14 protein-coding genes and 3 pseudogenes are annotated in these 15,421 nt (G+C 34.1%); 16 read left to right on the top strand and 1 reads right to left on the bottom strand.

Annotation, left to right across the window (positions count from 1 at the left end; genetic code table 11):
* The first annotated feature begins 327 nt into the window (after positions 1-327).
* The 8 genes and pseudogenes from ACFO0S_RS06430 to ACFO0S_RS06395 all read left to right on the top strand — a co-directional run bounded on the left by ACFO0S_RS06430 (position 328) and on the right by ACFO0S_RS06395 (position 8,875).
* On the top strand, positions 328-1,329 hold the full coding sequence (locus tag ACFO0S_RS06430) for an HD-GYP domain-containing protein (protein ID WP_378140981.1): 1,002 nt from the start codon (positions 328-330) through the stop codon (positions 1,327-1,329).
* A gap of 198 nt (positions 1,330-1,527) precedes the next feature.
* Positions 1,528-2,487, top strand: a pseudogene (locus ACFO0S_RS06425) (NAD-dependent 4,6-dehydratase LegB).
* 123 nt (positions 2,488-2,610) lie between these two features.
* A pseudogene (locus tag ACFO0S_RS06420) lies at positions 2,611-3,736 on the top strand (IS4 family transposase).
* 191 nt (positions 3,737-3,927) lie between these two features.
* Complete coding sequence (locus ACFO0S_RS06415; RefSeq protein WP_378140980.1) at positions 3,928-4,977, top strand: N-acetylneuraminate synthase family protein; 1,050 nt, start codon at positions 3,928-3,930, stop codon at positions 4,975-4,977.
* Positions 4,978-5,032: 55 nt separating this feature from the next.
* Complete coding sequence (gene neuC / locus ACFO0S_RS06410) at positions 5,033-6,181, top strand: UDP-N-acetylglucosamine 2-epimerase (protein WP_378140979.1); 1,149 nt, start codon at positions 5,033-5,035, stop codon at positions 6,179-6,181.
* Positions 6,174-6,866 (top strand): acylneuraminate cytidylyltransferase family protein, encoded by a 693-nt coding sequence (locus tag ACFO0S_RS06405; RefSeq protein ID WP_378140978.1) that lies wholly within the window; start codon positions 6,174-6,176, stop codon positions 6,864-6,866. Before neuC ends, ACFO0S_RS06405 begins: the two co-directional genes overlap by 8 nt.
* A 72-nt stretch (positions 6,867-6,938) precedes the next feature.
* Positions 6,939-7,922, top strand: coding sequence for a Gfo/Idh/MocA family oxidoreductase (locus ACFO0S_RS06400; RefSeq protein ID WP_378140977.1), 984 nt, complete (start codon positions 6,939-6,941; stop codon positions 7,920-7,922).
* Entirely contained in the window at positions 7,907-8,875 is a 969-nt protein-coding gene (locus ACFO0S_RS06395; protein ID WP_378140976.1) for a Gfo/Idh/MocA family oxidoreductase, read from the top strand. Before ACFO0S_RS06400 ends, ACFO0S_RS06395 begins: the two co-directional genes overlap by 16 nt.
* A gap of 54 nt (positions 8,876-8,929) precedes the next feature.
* Here the strand turns inward: ACFO0S_RS06395 and ACFO0S_RS06390 are convergent.
* A pseudogene (locus ACFO0S_RS06390) lies at positions 8,930-9,209 on the bottom strand (DUF4372 domain-containing protein); the annotation flags it as partial.
* A 166-nt stretch (positions 9,210-9,375) separates the two neighbouring features.
* Here ACFO0S_RS06390 and ACFO0S_RS06385 point away from each other — a divergent pair.
* From ACFO0S_RS06385 to ACFO0S_RS06350, 8 genes are all read left to right on the top strand, one after another.
* Positions 9,376-10,272, top strand: coding sequence for an SGNH/GDSL hydrolase family protein (locus ACFO0S_RS06385; RefSeq protein ID WP_378140975.1), 897 nt, complete (start codon positions 9,376-9,378; stop codon positions 10,270-10,272).
* A 101-nt stretch (positions 10,273-10,373) separates the two neighbouring features.
* A complete protein-coding gene (locus ACFO0S_RS06380) occupies positions 10,374-10,814 on the top strand; it encodes an SDR family NAD(P)-dependent oxidoreductase (RefSeq protein ID WP_378140974.1) in 441 nt (146 codons plus the stop codon).
* Positions 10,814-11,041, top strand: coding sequence for an SDR family oxidoreductase (locus ACFO0S_RS06375; RefSeq protein ID WP_378140973.1), 228 nt, complete (start codon positions 10,814-10,816; stop codon positions 11,039-11,041). Before ACFO0S_RS06380 ends, ACFO0S_RS06375 begins: the two co-directional genes overlap by 1 nt.
* A gap of 219 nt (positions 11,042-11,260) precedes the next feature.
* The gene (locus ACFO0S_RS06370; protein WP_378140972.1) at positions 11,261-11,860 is read left to right on the top strand and encodes a hypothetical protein; all 600 of its coding nucleotides are present in this window, start codon (positions 11,261-11,263) and stop codon (positions 11,858-11,860) included.
* Positions 11,847-13,670 (top strand): motility associated factor glycosyltransferase family protein, encoded by a 1,824-nt coding sequence (locus ACFO0S_RS06365; protein WP_378140971.1) that lies wholly within the window; start codon positions 11,847-11,849, stop codon positions 13,668-13,670. Before ACFO0S_RS06370 ends, ACFO0S_RS06365 begins: the two co-directional genes overlap by 14 nt.
* Positions 13,671-14,090, top strand: a complete 420-nt coding sequence (locus ACFO0S_RS06360; protein ID WP_378140970.1) for a flagellar assembly protein FliW — start codon at positions 13,671-13,673, stop codon at positions 14,088-14,090.
* Positions 14,074-14,292 (top strand): carbon storage regulator CsrA, encoded by a 219-nt coding sequence (gene csrA / locus ACFO0S_RS06355; RefSeq protein ID WP_378140969.1) that lies wholly within the window; start codon positions 14,074-14,076, stop codon positions 14,290-14,292. Before ACFO0S_RS06360 ends, csrA begins: the two co-directional genes overlap by 17 nt.
* A gap of 103 nt (positions 14,293-14,395) precedes the next feature.
* Entirely contained in the window at positions 14,396-15,313 is a 918-nt protein-coding gene (locus ACFO0S_RS06350; RefSeq protein ID WP_378140968.1) for a flagellin N-terminal helical domain-containing protein, read from the top strand.
* Positions 15,314-15,421: the final 108 nt, after the last annotated feature.

Here is a 15,421-nt window from a genome sequence, read left to right as displayed (position 1 = left end):
TTTTCGAAAATGTTGGTGTGGTAACTTACATTTTACAGGAAGCATCTCTCTTTTTCTTTCTATTTCAATGGTAAAAAATGGTTAATCAACACGCGTGTGATATTATACATGTACCTGAATCTTATAGTACTACTAGCAAAGGCGACATCTTATTAGAGATGTCGTTTTTTGCGCGTCTAAAGTTGTGCATACCTTACTTATATTTAGAATAAAATAGACCGATTTTTCTGAAAATCTATGTTTAAATAACTTTTGAAATGCTAAACTTAGTTTAATTAATGTCGATAATACCTACAAACGCTTTTACATCAACCAAAGGAGAAGCCTATGACGCCGTTACCATGGAAGAAGGACATCGAAGTAGATAAAATTGCGGCACCGAGCTATGGCGTTCCTATTGTGGATTCGGTTATGTTCTTGGCAGACAAAAAAGAGTTGCTGACATTCTTACTTGTCTTATCCACGCCGATTGTATTCTTCTTTGAACATTTTATTATTCCGAACCATGTGGGTCCGGAACTATATTTGTTCTTAATATTTGGTTTTAGTTTATTATTTCGCAAGAAAATTTATATCATTCTATTATCAAATATATTCGTTGTTCTACGTTATTTTACATATTCTATTGGTTTTACAGAACATCGATGGGAGTATCTTGCGTTTTTGATTGTGTTTTATAATTTAGTGGGTGTGTTCTCTCTGTCTGGATTGAAAATCCTACAAGAAGCCAGAACGACGGAGATGAAGAGTATTTACTCGCTGCTACAAACGATTCAGATGCGTGACCAATATACGGCACAACATTCCCGCAACGTTGCGGAAAAGTCAGTTTGGATAGCCAGAGAGATGAATCTCTACGGGGAGTTCCAACAGAACCTATACATAGCAGGGTTGTTGCATGACATTGGAAAAATTGCGATACCGGATTCTATTTTAATCAAGCCAGATAGTCTAACAATTAATGAATATGTGGAAATCAAAAAGCACCCACAGCTTGGAATGGACTTATTACAACATGCCCCTGTTATGCGAAACCAAACGATTCGCGATGCAATTTTATTTCATCATGAGCGTTATGATGGCAATGGATATCCAAGCGGTTTAAGAGGCGAAGAAATTCCATTACCAGCACGAATAATGGCCATCGCAGATACCTATGACGCGATGACAACGAACCGCGTCTACCAACGAAAACGCACTCCGGAAGATGCACTTCGCATCATAGAAGAAAACGCAGGTACCCAATTCGACCCGAAGATTGTGGAGGCATTCTCGAAAATTATGAATGAAAAAATGCCCGAGCTTCGGAAAGTGGTCTCCTTTAATTAAATTGCCTCTCCCAGTTGGGAGGGGTTTTTTCAATTATATTTATTTGGAATATAGTCAATTAATTTAGACTATTATCCTATTAGATAAACTGTTCATTGGCCGATAATTAATATAGAGTTAGGTTACCTCGATTTTTTTGAGCATAATTAGAAAACAAGAAGTATATTCGATAAAACTATCAGCAATGAGGGAGTTAATATGAAAAAGATTCTTGTGACTGGAGCAGATGGGTTCATTGGTTCACATTTGACCGAAGAATTAGTGCGTCAAGGATTCGATGTACGAGCATTTGCTTATTATAATTCGTTTAATTCTTGGGGGTGGTTAGATTCTGTTCCTGTTGATATTAAACAAGATTTAGATGTCTTTATGGGAGATATCAGAGATCCTCATGGGGTGAAAGAAACTATGAAGGGAGTGGATGAAGTCTATCATCTTGCTGCACTCATTGCGATTCCCTTTAGTTATCATTCCCCTGATACATATGTAGATACAAATATTAAAGGAATCTTAAACGTTCTTCAAGCGGCAAGGGATTTAGAAACTTCAAGATTACTTGTTACATCGACTTCGGAAGTATAGGGGACTACCCAATATGTCCCAATTGGTGAAAATCATCCCTATCAAGGTCAGTCTCCCTATTCCGCAACAAAAATTGGAGCTGATCGTTTAGCAGAATCGTTTTACCGAAGTTTTAATATGCCGATTACAATAGTAAGACCATTTAATACATATGGCCCACGTCAATCTGCACGAGCAGTCATTCCAACTATTATTACGCAATTACTTTCAGGGAAAGAAGAAATAGAACTTGGTTCATAAACACCTACGAGAGATTTTAACTTCATGAAAGATACTGCTAGAGGATTTATTGAAATTGCTAAATCAGACAAAACAATTGGTGAGGAAATTAACATCGCTACACAAGAAGAGATCTCAATAGGTCAACTTGCAGAAGAATTGATAAGACAGATTAATCCGAATGCAAAGATTGTATGTGATGATCAGCGTTTATGACCAGAAGACAGTGAAGTCAACAGTCTTCTTGGATCTAACGAAAAAATTAAAAGCCTTACGGATTGGAATCCTGAGTACAGCTTTGAACAAGGACTATCTGAAACGATTTATTTTTTTAGAAATAATTTAGCACTAGTGTAGCATTAAAATATTGAACCGCTTTAAAACAGACTGAATATTACGATATATAATTTTGCTACAAAAAAATCCTCTATAATGGATTCGGAAAGTAAACCATCCAAATTCAAAATAAAGGACAATCGCATGGATAAGTTTATAGGAAAAACATCATTTGAACAATGGTACTTACCGATTTCTTCAACAAAACTTGAAGAATTGGCTGAGACCTATCAGTTAAATCACTATACAAAGAAGTTGCACGCCGATCCATTTTTGAAACTACTTGTATTCGTCCAACTCAATGTGATCGAGAGCCTAAGGCTCTCAGCGACACACTCTTCTCTGATGACCTTCAACGAGCAGCGGGTATAGAGTCGATTAGTTTTTCGCAGTTTGAACGCCGATTAAATCAGATACCAACCGAGGTCTTCCAGCAAGTGTTCCTCGATCTGGTTACGAAGATCCATGAGATGAGCCACTTCGAAAATCGCCGGAAGGCGACGACGCCTCTGAAGATCATCGATTCGACCACATTGCCACTGAACCTGAATCGTCACCGATGGGCAGAGTTTAGAAAGACTAAATCGGGGGTCAAGCTCCATCTGCGCCTGGTCTTCTTAGAAAAAGGCTGTTCGTATCCCGATAAGGCCGTGCTCACCAATGCCAGGGAGCATGACCGCGGCCAGTTGGAAGTCCTAGTCGACGATAAAGAATGCATGTACGTCTTTAATCGTGGCTATCTGGACTATGAGCAGTTCGACCGGATGACAGAGGGGGTGGGTTCTTCTTCGTGTCACGTCTGCGGAAGAACGCCGTCACACGCGTGATACAACCATTGGAATGTCTAGAGGATTCCACGGTCTTGTCCGATGAGATGGTCTTGATTGGTACGACGCAAAATCGAGCAGAGAATGTATTTCGACGCATCAGAGTCTTGGATTCCAAGGGGAATCCGTTAGAGTTGATCACCAATCGCTTTGATATAGAGGCAGACGAGATAGCGGAACTATACAGGTCACGTTGGGCGATCGAACTGTTCTTCAAGTGGATGAAACAGCACCTGAACATCAAAAAGTTCTACGGACAGAGCGAACAGGCTGTGCTTAACCAGGTGTACATCGCCATGATCGTCTATTGCCTACATGTTCTAGCGCAACTTGCGACGAACAGTCCAAGGAGGTACCTGCAGATCGGTCGATGGCTACGGGCTACACCATGGAAATCCGCCCATATCTGGATTCGAAAGATCAAAGCAGAGGCAATCCTGTAAGGAATAAGTAGGCTTAAACTGCAAATGTCACAGGTTATAGTAGAAAAATGGATGTTGACTATCTTTTTCGGTAAATCTGTTCGTTATAAATTTTACAGAGGATTAGAGAAAACTGAATTTTCATGATTTATTTATGCTGCACTAGTGGTTTTGAAAATGGTACTAAAAAATTTATTTGGAGGTTCATAAAAATGAAAAAACCATTTATTAAAATAGGTAAAAGATTAGTTGGGGAAGATTATAAAACATTAGTAATTGCTGAAATCGGGATTAATCATGAAGGTAGTCTTGAAGTAGCAAAGCAGATGGTTGATGCTGCATACAAAGCAGGAGCAGAAATAATAAAGCACCAAACTCACATTGTCGAAGATGAAATGAGTAAAGAAGCTAAAAATGTTATTCCAGGAAACACTAATGTATCTATTTATGAAGTAATGGAAAGATGTGCGCTTAATGAAGAAGATGAAATAGCATTAAAAGAATACGTAGAGTCAAAAGAAATGATCTTTATAAGTACCCCGTTTTCACGTGCGGCAGCAAATCGTTTAGAAAAAATGGGTGTATTAGCATATAAAATTGGTTCTGGTGAATGTAATAATTACCCTCTAATTGAACACATAGCATCTTTTGGAAAACCTATGATTGTTTCTACTGGTATGAATGATATTGAAAGCATTCAAAAAACTGTAAAGATTCTTGAAAATTATAATATTAAATATGCGTTATTACATTGTACGAATCTTTATCCTACACCACCGCGATTAGTAAGGCTTGGTGGAATGCAAGAATTACAAAAATCCTTTCCGCAAGCTGTTATTGGTCTTTCTGATCATACGGCCAATAATAATGCTGCTCTAGCAGCAACAGCTCTTGGAGCTTCTATTTTAGAGAGACACTTTACTGACTCAAAGGAGCGGCAAGGTCCGGATATATCATGTTCAATGGATCCAAGTGAGTTAAGTCATCTTATTACTGCAAGTTCAGAAATATCGGAAATGAGAGGCGGTAAAAAAGAAGCTGCATTAGAAGAGAAAGTTACGATAGATTTTGCATTTGCTACTGTTGTAACAATCGCTGATTTGGAAGCAGGAGAAATATTATCAAAAGATAACATATGGGTTAAACGGCCGGGCAAAGGTGAAATAAAAGCTGAACATTATAATTCATTACTCGGTAAAAAAGTAAAGAAAAACATTGCTTCAGATGAACATCTTTCTTGGAATGATATAATGGCTGAATAATTTTATAAATTAAAAAGTTATTCTATTAAATTTTAAATAACTGGGGGGATTCTAGGTGAAGAAAATCCTTTTTTTAACAGGAACAAGAGCGGATTATGGAAAAATAAAATCATTGATGAAAAAAGTCGATAGTAGTCCTAATCTGGACCTTTATATATTTGTAACAGGGATGCATATGCTCTCAAAGTACGGCTCTACATGGAAAGAAATAGAAAAAGATGGTTTTCTAAATATATATCAATTTGTAAATCAACAATCTACTTCAAAGATGGATATGGCTTTGAGCAATACGATAATGGGATTAAGTAACTATGTTCATGAATTAAAGCCGGATTTAATTGTAGTACATGGGGACAGGCTTGAAGCTTTAGCTGGAGCAATTGTCGGTGCATTTAACAACATCAAAGTAGCCCATATAGAGGGTGGAGAGGTTTCTGGTACAATTGACGAATCAATAAGGCATGCCATTACAAAGTTTTCACATATTCATTTAGTTAGTAATACTGAAGCGGAAAATCGAATTATACAATTAGGAGAACTTGAAGAAAGTATTTTTGTTATTGGGTCTCCAGATATTGATGTTATGATGTCAAATGACTTGCCTACTATAGATGACTTAAAAGAACGTTATGAAATTATGTATGATAAGTTTTCTGTTTTGATGTATCATCCTGTGACAACTGAAGTGGATAGATTATGCCATAATGTAAAAAATTTAGTTGATGCTATAATAGAAAGTCAAAAAAACTATATTGTAATATTTCCTAATAATGACGAAGGAAGTAACATTATACTCGAAGAATATAAAAGGTTAAATACTAATAATTTTAAAATATTTCCATCCATGCGATTTGAATACTTCTTAACATTATTAAAACATTGTGAGTTTATTATTGGAAATTCAAGTGCAGGCATAAGGGAAGCAGGATTATATGGAACACTAACCATTGACTTAGGTAATAGACAAGTAGGCAGATATAATGCAAATACTTCTAAAAATATTACACATGTGCAAGAAATTAAAAGTAATATCTTAGATGCTATCAAATCTCAAAACGGAATGAGGATCTTCAGTCATGAATTTGGAGATGGTAAAAGTGATGAGAGGTTTCTAGCTATTTTAGAAGGGACTGAAATTTGGAACTTAAATATACAAAAACGCTTTATTGATTTTAATTTTGGTGGGGAAAAGCTTTATGTTTAATGAATTAAAATTTTTGGTTGTTATTCCTGCTAGAGGTGGTAGTAAAGGAATTCCAGGTAAGAATATCATTGAAGTAAATAATAAACCGTTGATTCAATATACTATTGATGCAGCGATGAAATCAAAGTATATAGATAAAATAGTAGTATCAACAGATGATAAAGAAATAGCAGAAGTTTCAATACGTTGTGGAGCGGAAGTACCCTTTTTAAGACCTGGAAAATTAGCTACAGATGTGAGTCGAACAATTGACTCAGTTATTTATACTTTAAATAACTTACCGTGCATACATATATATGATTATCTTATTCTCTTACAGCCGACGCAACCACTAAGACAGGCATTTCATATTGACGAGGCGATTGAAACAATAATAAAAGAAGAATCAGCTTCACTAGTTAGTGTTACAAAAGTTAAAGAACATCCTATATTGATAAGAACTTTAAACGAAGAAGGCCAGTTACAACCACTTCTTAACATCCAGAGCACCATCAGGAGGCAGGAATTTCCTAATTATTATAAAGTAAACGGGGCAATCTACATCAATAAATTAGATAAGAGTTTTGATGCAAATATTAGTTTTAATGATAATAAATTAGCTTATATTATGGATGAAAAATATGATTTAGATATAGATGAGCCTATTGATTTAGAGTTATTAAAACTAAAGTTAAAGTTAATATGATTTCAAAGTTTTTAAAATGTAAGCTTTTTTATTTAAATAAGATACTTAAAAGGATAATTAAAAGGAGTATATATGAATACACCCCAAGTAGCCATTATAGGTGCAGGAAACATAGGTAGTAGGCATTTGCAAGCATTATCAAAAATAAATACTTCAATTGAAATAAATGTTTTAGATTTAAATGAAGAATCTTTAATTATATCAAAACAAAGATTTGAAGAAGTATATGATCAAAGAAATGGCTTTGTAACCAAAGTAAATTATATCAATGATGTTAAGTTGATTCCGGAACAACTTGATATTTGTATCATTGCTACTAATTCAGCCATTCGTAGAAGCGTTCTAGAAGAATTGATTTCTGTTACGAAAATAAAATACTTAATTTTAGAAAAGTTCTTATTTCAAACAATCAAAGACTATGACCAAGTTGGGAAAATAATAAAATCTCATAATATCAAAGCATGGGTCAACTGTTCAAGAAGGGTTTGGCCCTTATATATATCCTTATCGGAGAAGTTTAAAGATATAACACATGTTGATTTTACAGTAACAGCGTCAAATCTAGGTATTGGATGTAATGGAATTCATTTTATAGATCTATTTGAATTCTTAACTAGAAAAGAGATAATTTCTATTGAATCCGAAAATTTAGAAATTGTTCAGAGTAAAAGAAAAGGTTACATAGATTTCACTGGAACAATTATAGGAAAAACATCATATGGAGATAAAATTTCAATCACATCATATAAAGATGGTGATACACCATTATTGATTCAAATAAATAGCAATCATATTAGAATTATGATAGATGAACAAAAAGAGTATGCTTTAATTTCCGAAAAAAGCAATGACTGGGTTTGGGAAAAAGTGGATTTTGACTATCAATTTCAAAGTAATCTTACCCAAATAGTTGTACAACAATTACTTGAAAAATCAACATGTAATTTACCAAAATACGATGAATCAAGTAGAATGCACTTAAACATTCTTGATACTTTTTTTGGTTATATGAATGAAATGGAAGATGAGGAAGTAGAGATATGTCTGATAACTTAAATGTTGTTCAAGTAGGTACTGGTAAAATGTCTATAGAATATACTAAAGTTCTCAATGAATTAGTTGAAAACTTTGAAGTAATAGGTAGAGGCGAAAAAAGTGCCAACGAATTTGAGAGGGAAACAAGTAAAAGGCCTATTGTTGGTGGTATTAAAAAATACCTAGAAAATAGCACTAAAAAACCTACCCATGCAATTGTAGCTGTCAGCGTAGAAGAGCTAGCAAGAGTCACTATGGAACTCTTAAAAAATGGAGTAAAGAACATATTAGTTGAAAAGCCTGCTGGGTTAAATTTAAGAGAACTACTGGAACTTGAAATAGAATCAAAAAAACAAGAGGCTAATATGTTTGTTGGATACAACCGTAGATTCTACAGTTCAGTAGATAAAGCAAGAAGTATTATTGAAGAAGATAACGGTGTTAGTTCATTTCATTTTGAATTTACTGAGTGGAGTCATATTATAAAAGATTTAAATAAACCTAAAACAGTTAAAGAGCAATGGTTTTTTGCCAATTCAACTCACGTTGTAGACCTTGCATTTTTTCTGGGAGGATTTCCTGTTAATTTAAGTCCTTTAAATAGTGGTGAAGGGAATTTAGACTGGCATCCAATAGCTTCAACATTTGTGGGAAGTGGTAGTACCAATAAAGGTGCTTTATTTTCTTATCATTCGAATTGGGAATCAGCTGGTAGATGGGGAATAGAAATAATGACTAAAAAGAGAAGACTAATCTTCAGGCCGATGGAACAACTCCATGTGCAAAATATTGGGTCTAACCAAGTTGAAAAAGTAGATATTGATGATAGTTTAGATATGGATTTTAAACCTGGGCTTTACAATCAAGTTAAAGCTTTTTTATATGGAGATCAAAAAGAAAAATTACTAAGCATTAGCAGTCATAAAAAGATTACTGAAGAGGTTTATAGCAAAATGATATTTATCCAAAGTTAATCTTGCATTTTAATTAAGTTATTTTCTTACACTAGTGTAGCGTAAATAAAGAAAATTCAGTTTTCTTTTATCCGGCGTCCCGACTGCAAAAAAACTGATCGACTCTATACCCGCTGCTCGTTAAAGGTCATCAGAGAAGAGTGTGTCGCTGAGAGCCCCAAGGCTCTCAGTTTCATTGAGTTGGACGAATACAAGAGGTTTCAAAAATCAATCGACGTGCAACTTCTTTGTATAGTGATTTAACTGATAGGTCTCATTCAGTTCTTCAAGATTTTGTTGAAGAAATCGGTAAGTACCATTGTTCAAATGATGTTTTTCCTGTAAACTTATCCATGCGATTGTCCTTTATTTTGGATTTGGATAGTTTACTTTCCGAATTCATTATAGAGGATTTTTTTTGTGGCAAAATTATATATCGTAATATTCAGTCTGTTTTAAGTGGTTTAATATTTTAATACTACACTATTGAAAATTTATATGAAAATGAATGGAGCGGTTTAATGAGGATATTAATAGCTGGAGATTCTTTAGCATTACCAAGACCTCATAGAATTAATAGTTATTCTCCTGATGAGACAGAATTGGCCGTTACATACGGTGAGACGTATTCTTCTCTATTGCACGTAGATTTATTAAAAGACCTTGGTGATCAAACGTTTGTTGAAATTATTAATAGATCTAGAAGGTCACAAACCATTCAAGGAATCTACCAAGAGTTTTCTGATCATCTCTTTTTTTACGAGCCAGATTTTATTGTAGTTCAAGTTGGAATTGTAGATTGTTGGTTCCGAGAAAATTTAAATGGAAAACAATTAATAGATGTGACGCAATTTGAAGAATATTTGCAATTAATCGTTAAATTACTTTCTTTGCGAGCATCAACACGTCTCATTATTGTGGGTATATGCCCTACTTCTAGGAAGATGGAGAAAAAGTATACTGGTATCAACAATGAAATTGTAAAATACAATAAAGTATTGAAAAATAGTCAAAACAATAAAACAGTATTTTTTATTGATATGTGTAGGTTGATTAATAAATCTAATATCAGCGAATATTTATTGCCTGATGATCACCATCTAAGCAAGAAAGGAAATCAAGTGGTCGCTGAAAACCTTACTATCAGAGCGAAGGCGTTCTTTTATGCGGATAAAGGCGTCCATCTATACAACGAAGCTAACAAAAGAGGAGCGCTAAATTACTTTATAAAATCTTTTTGCTATTTCCCGGAATATGTCGATAACCTGTATAATTTCCTATCCACTTCATATGAATTAAGAGAATTAGAACAAGTTGAAACTATACTTGATTATCTTACTGAAAATAAATTTCTGATTAAGAACGAGCTGAGCGATTTAATTAATTTCATAAAAACAAATAAAAACTATAAAAAGTAAGTGGCACAATATTAATATCCTAAGGAAAGATTGCAGGATATTGATTCTGAACTTGATTTTGGAATAGTTTCTTTTTTAATAGAGAAAAGAGATTTATTAAGATGAATTATCTTGAAAAATTTCATTTGCATGGGAAGACAGCTATTATTTCTGATGGTGGAGGGCTACTGGGAAGGCAATTCTGCAAAGGGTTACTAGATGCAGGATCAAATGTGGCAGTTGTAGATATTAAACTTGATGTAGCTAAAGAAACAGCTCTAGATTTTGTACGAATTCATCCTAATAAAGTGCATGCCTTTCAATGTGATCTGTCAAATGAAATATCAGTTCAGAATATGGTTGACGAAGTCTCCAATCATTTTGGTCGCATACACATTTTACATAATGATGCTGCTGGAAAATCAAATTATTTGGATAAATGGAAAGAAATTATGAGTGTAAATTTAGATGGAATGTTTTTAGTGGCAAAACATGTAGGAAAACATATGATAAGTAATGGGGTAGGAGGGTCAATAATTCAGACATTTTTATTTATGGGGTGATGGGTCCAGATCAAATAATATATAAATGGGCATATTATTTAAATCGAGAAATACACACACCGGGAATTTACTCTGCATCAAAAGCAGGGGTCATTGGGTTTACAAAATATTTGGCTACTTATTGGGCGCAGGATGGAATCCGAGTTAACACGATTACACCAGTTGGAATTGAAAGTGGCCAAAATGAAGTGTTCAAAAAATTACAGTCATCGTGTTCCTTTAGGTAGGATGGCAAAACCGGAAGAAATGGTGGGAGCATTAATTTATTAAGCTTCTGATGCATCGAGTTATATGACGGGGCAAAATTTAATTATTGATGGAGGTTTGGATGCTTGGTGAAGGAAGACGTGTTCAAGAAAACTTAGAAAGTAACAAGTTTTTAAAGTGGATTCATTTAAAAATCTAAAAGAATTAAAAGGTCATCTATTAAAAAACGGAGGTGCACTATGATTAATGTACGTATTAATGGACACTCAAATGATAAGCTACAATTTAAAACTAAATCCGATTTGCAAAGCTATTTAAAGGAACTCGAAAAAGAAAATCTAATTACCAACTTGATTTATATTAATGGACAATCTGTTGAAACTAATATAGGTCAATATATTAAAGATCATTTTGATGAAATCAATCTGTTAGAAATTACTTTAAGGAAAAAAACAGAATTTAACAAGGAATTAGTAACAAGTTTATTGGAATACTTAGAGAATGCGATTCCACAATTAGATTCTTTAAGTGATGCATTTTACCTTACACCTAGTAAAGCTGATTGGACTAGGTTGGCAGATTTAATTGAAGCATTTGACTATATACTTAAAGCTTTAAATAGTATTTCGATTAGTAATAATTCATATTTTGAAAACTGGGATAATGAAATTGAGTCAATTAGACGAATTCTAAACGAATTAGCAGTTAGTTTAGAACATAAAGATAAAGTATTATTAGCAGATATAATCATTTTTGAAGTTAAGGATAGTTTTGTACAATTAGTAACTAAATTGAAAAACCATGTGATATTTGAGGGTAATAGTGATGAGTTTAATTGAAAATATTAGAATACTCAAAGATAAATTTCCAAAATGGACACCTCCCATGCCAAATACGACTGATCATCATAATGAGGCAATAGTAGAAACTACTAAAAGTGGCTTTCCTACTCTAAAAATCGTTACTAATCAACATGGAAAGTATATTCACAGCAAATATAATCCTGTTAGAGAAGCAGAAATCATTAGTAGTAATTTAGATTTGTCTGATTATGAACATATTATATTTTTGGGAGTAGGGCTAGGTTATCATATTAACTCAATACTGAGTTCAAATCCTCATCTATTATATTCTTTATATGAACCCGAAGAGAATCAATTAAACGCATTTTTAAGCAATATGAAACTCCAAAATCTAGATTTAAAGAACTTAATATTATTTTCAAATTCGAGGCATGAAAGCTACATAATTGAACAACTGCTTGTATTGTCTCATAATCACTTTCCAAAAACGTTTGTATATACTCTGCCATCTTTAAAACAGGATTTTGAAGCAATAGAAATGGAATTGCTAGAGAAATTGAAAGAAAATTTGAAAATTATGAAGTCAAATATGGTGACTACTCTTCATTTTCAAAAGAGATGGACAACAAATGTATTGCATAATTTTGAAGAAATTTTGCATTCGCCGCCTATAATGAGCTCTTCAAACTTGTTCACTGGTCAAACCGCATTTTTAGTTGCTGCTGGACCATCCTTAGAAATTGAATTTGAAAATTTGAAGTACATTCAACGTGAAAAGTTAGGTTATATTTTTTCCGTAGGAAACGCAATTAATTCTTTACTGGGTGAAGGTATATTACCCGATGCAGCGTTCACATTTGATCCAACTGTTAAGAATCAGGAAGTTTTTAAAACTTTGAAGAAAAATCAACTTACAACGATTCCTTTAATATTTGGTAGTACAGTTGGATATGAAACGTTAGAAGGATACCCGGGTGAGAAATTTCATTTTATTACGAGTCAAGATACCATTTCCCAGTATTACATCTCATCCATAAAACCTGAGGAAATCATCTCGGATGCTCCGTCTATTTCAAGTATCACTTATCAAATTTTATGCAAAATGGGATTTAATAAAGTTATTCTAGTCGGACAAAACTTTGCGTACTTTGAGAATTCGCGCTATGCAGCGGGTATTCATTATGGCAATTTCTCTAGTACACTTACGGAAAGAGAATTGGAATCAGCAGTTAAAATTAAGAATGTAGATGGACAAGATATTTTCACAAATGAACTTTTCATAAGAATGAAAAATAGTCTAGAGCATCACATTCATCTGACAAAAACTCAAGTGGAAGTTATCAATACGACCCTCCATGGTGCAAAAATTGATGGTGCTGAATTTACTCAATTGAGTGAAATTTTGCCACAGTTGAAAACAAGGAATGAAGTAGCCTTTGTGAAAAAACGTAGAGAGTTAGATGAATCTACTATTTTAAACCGTCAGTCAAATTTAAAAGGTCATTACATGAAATTGATTATACTCCTTGATAAATTAGGCAAAATCTCAAACCAAATAGAAAAAAATTATAAAAATCTCTCATGGGAAGAAATGAACAAATTATATGTTAAAATAGATAAAAATTTGACAGAGATTGAGAAGAATAAATTTTATTTTCACTTTGTACATTCCGTAATTCGAACTTCAAGACATGCTTTAGAAGAAGGATTCAAAAAGCTAGAATATCAAAAAGATCCTATAGTGAAAGCTGAGATTGTAGTTGATATTCTGAATCAATTTCTCCTTCATAGTAAAGAAACTTCAGAAGAACTATATTTTTTAGCCGAAAAAACGAGGAGAACCTAGATGATAAACCGATCAATCAAATTTATTACTCCACTTCCTGGCTTTAAAACTATCTTTCAGTATACATTAAAAGAATTGATCCACCTTGAGCAACAACTGTTCTATGAACTGTCTTCAGAAGAAGGTGTAGGGCTTCTATTAGTGGATCCATTTCATATAAAAAAATCGTACGAAGTAAAGCTACCTGAAGAAATACTTGAAAAAATGAATATCGTAGACACAGCTGATGTAGTAATTTTCTGTATAGTTACGGTTCAAGAGCCTTTTGAGCACTCTACAGTTAACCTGAGAGCGCCTATCATTATCAATTTAAAAGAGTCACTCGGCTATCAATGGATTCGAAATGATCACCATGAATCGATTAAACATCCTTTAAAATCTTATTCTGACAAGGAAATAAACCATGCTGATATTAAATAGAAAAGTGGGAGAGTCTATTATCATTGCCGAAGACATTGAGGTCATTGTCACTTCTATCAATGGAGATTCAATCAAAATAGGAATTAAAGCACCAGGGGACATAGGAATCTACCGAAAAGAAGTTTATGAAGAAATCACACTGGAAAATCAGAGTGCCAAAGATTCATTCAAACAGTTTCAAAAAATTATGGAAAATAAATAGTGAAAAATGCTAAAGTATTTTTTACCTTCTCCGATAATTATAATGTAGGGCAATTGACAAGGATGTCACGCTCTAACATTACAACTACACGGAGGTAGTACACATGATTATCAATAACAACTTATCAGCTTTAAACACACACCGCCAAATGGGCCAAGTATCTGGTGCAGCACAAAATTCAATGGAGAAATTATCTTCTGGTCAACGTATCAACAAAGGTGCAGATGACGCAGCAGGTCTTTCAATCTCTGAAAAAATGCGTAACCAAATTCGTGGTTTAGAGCAAGCTCAACGTAATGCTCAAGATGGCGTGTCTCTAATTCAAACTGCTGACGGTGCATTATCAGAAGTACACGAAATTTTACAACGTATGCGTGAACTGGCTGTTCAAGCATCGAACGACACTAATGGCGATGATGAAAGAACGGCAATTGAAAGTGAATTAAACGAATTAAATGGTGAAATCAAGAACATTAAAGATACTACTAAATTTAATGGGATTTCATTATTAGGTGGTCAAGCAGGAACAGCTTCTACAGGAAGTGGTAGTGGGGCGGTAACAACTTATGCACTCAAAATCCAAAACGGTGCAGATGCTAATCAAATGATGTCTCTTGACTTAAGCACTAATGGTATTAATTTAACTGATATCGAATTTGCTGCTAGTGGAAGTGGTTCACTAAAAGTAACTGATAGCAGCACTGGATCTGGATCAGGTGCAGTAACTACATCAGCTTCTGAGAATGCTACTAATCTAATCGCAACTATTGATGCTAAAATCAAGGCAGTATCAATCGGCCGTTCAACACTAGGTGCATACCAAAATCGTTTAGAGCATACTACTAACAACTTAGGATCAGCTGCTGAAAACTTAACAGCAGCAGAATCACGTGTTCGTGACGTTGACATGGCGAAAGAAATGATGGAGTTCACAAAGAACAACATCTTGACTCAAGCTTCTCAAGCAATGCTTGCTCAAGCTAACCAACAGCCACAAGCTGTACTACAATTACTTCGTTAATTGAAACTAAAGTCCTCTTCGGAGGGCTTTTTCTTTTGTAAGCCCGAATTGAGATTACTCCAAGACGAAAAAAGCGCACCTTCAGGTGCGCATGATTAATAGCCTTTC

This window comes from Chryseomicrobium palamuruense, assembly GCF_042649045.1.
GTDB lineage: Bacteria > Bacillota > Bacilli > Bacillales_A > Planococcaceae > Chryseomicrobium > Chryseomicrobium palamuruense.
The sequence above is the reverse complement of the archived record's forward strand: the minus strand, read 5'-3'. Positions and strand labels throughout refer to the sequence as shown.

Excerpts from the sequence above, each read along its gene's own strand:
- ACFO0S_RS06430 (WP_378140981.1), top strand. The coding sequence starts at position 328 with ATGACGCCGTTACCATGGAAGAAGGACATCGAAGTAGATAAAATTGCG.
- ACFO0S_RS06360 (WP_378140970.1), top strand. The coding sequence starts at position 13,671 with ATGATAAACCGATCAATCAAATTTATTACTCCACTTCCTGGCTTTAAA.
- ACFO0S_RS06370 (WP_378140972.1), top strand. The coding sequence starts at position 11,261 with ATGATTAATGTACGTATTAATGGACACTCAAATGATAAGCTACAATTT.
- ACFO0S_RS06395 (WP_378140976.1), top strand. The coding sequence starts at position 7,907 with ATGTCTGATAACTTAAATGTTGTTCAAGTAGGTACTGGTAAAATGTCT.
- ACFO0S_RS06405 (WP_378140978.1), top strand. The coding sequence starts at position 6,174 with ATGTTTAATGAATTAAAATTTTTGGTTGTTATTCCTGCTAGAGGTGGT.
- csrA (WP_378140969.1), top strand. The coding sequence starts at position 14,074 with ATGCTGATATTAAATAGAAAAGTGGGAGAGTCTATTATCATTGCCGAA.
- ACFO0S_RS06400 (WP_378140977.1), top strand. The coding sequence starts at position 6,939 with ATGAATACACCCCAAGTAGCCATTATAGGTGCAGGAAACATAGGTAGT.
- ACFO0S_RS06385 (WP_378140975.1), top strand. The coding sequence starts at position 9,376 with ATGAGGATATTAATAGCTGGAGATTCTTTAGCATTACCAAGACCTCAT.
- ACFO0S_RS06415 (WP_378140980.1), top strand. The coding sequence starts at position 3,928 with ATGAAAAAACCATTTATTAAAATAGGTAAAAGATTAGTTGGGGAAGAT.
- ACFO0S_RS06365 (WP_378140971.1), top strand. The coding sequence starts at position 11,847 with ATGAGTTTAATTGAAAATATTAGAATACTCAAAGATAAATTTCCAAAA.
- ACFO0S_RS06380 (WP_378140974.1), top strand. The coding sequence starts at position 10,374 with ATGAATTATCTTGAAAAATTTCATTTGCATGGGAAGACAGCTATTATT.
- ACFO0S_RS06350 (WP_378140968.1), top strand. The coding sequence starts at position 14,396 with ATGATTATCAATAACAACTTATCAGCTTTAAACACACACCGCCAAATG.
- ACFO0S_RS06375 (WP_378140973.1), top strand. The coding sequence starts at position 10,814 with ATGGGTCCAGATCAAATAATATATAAATGGGCATATTATTTAAATCGA.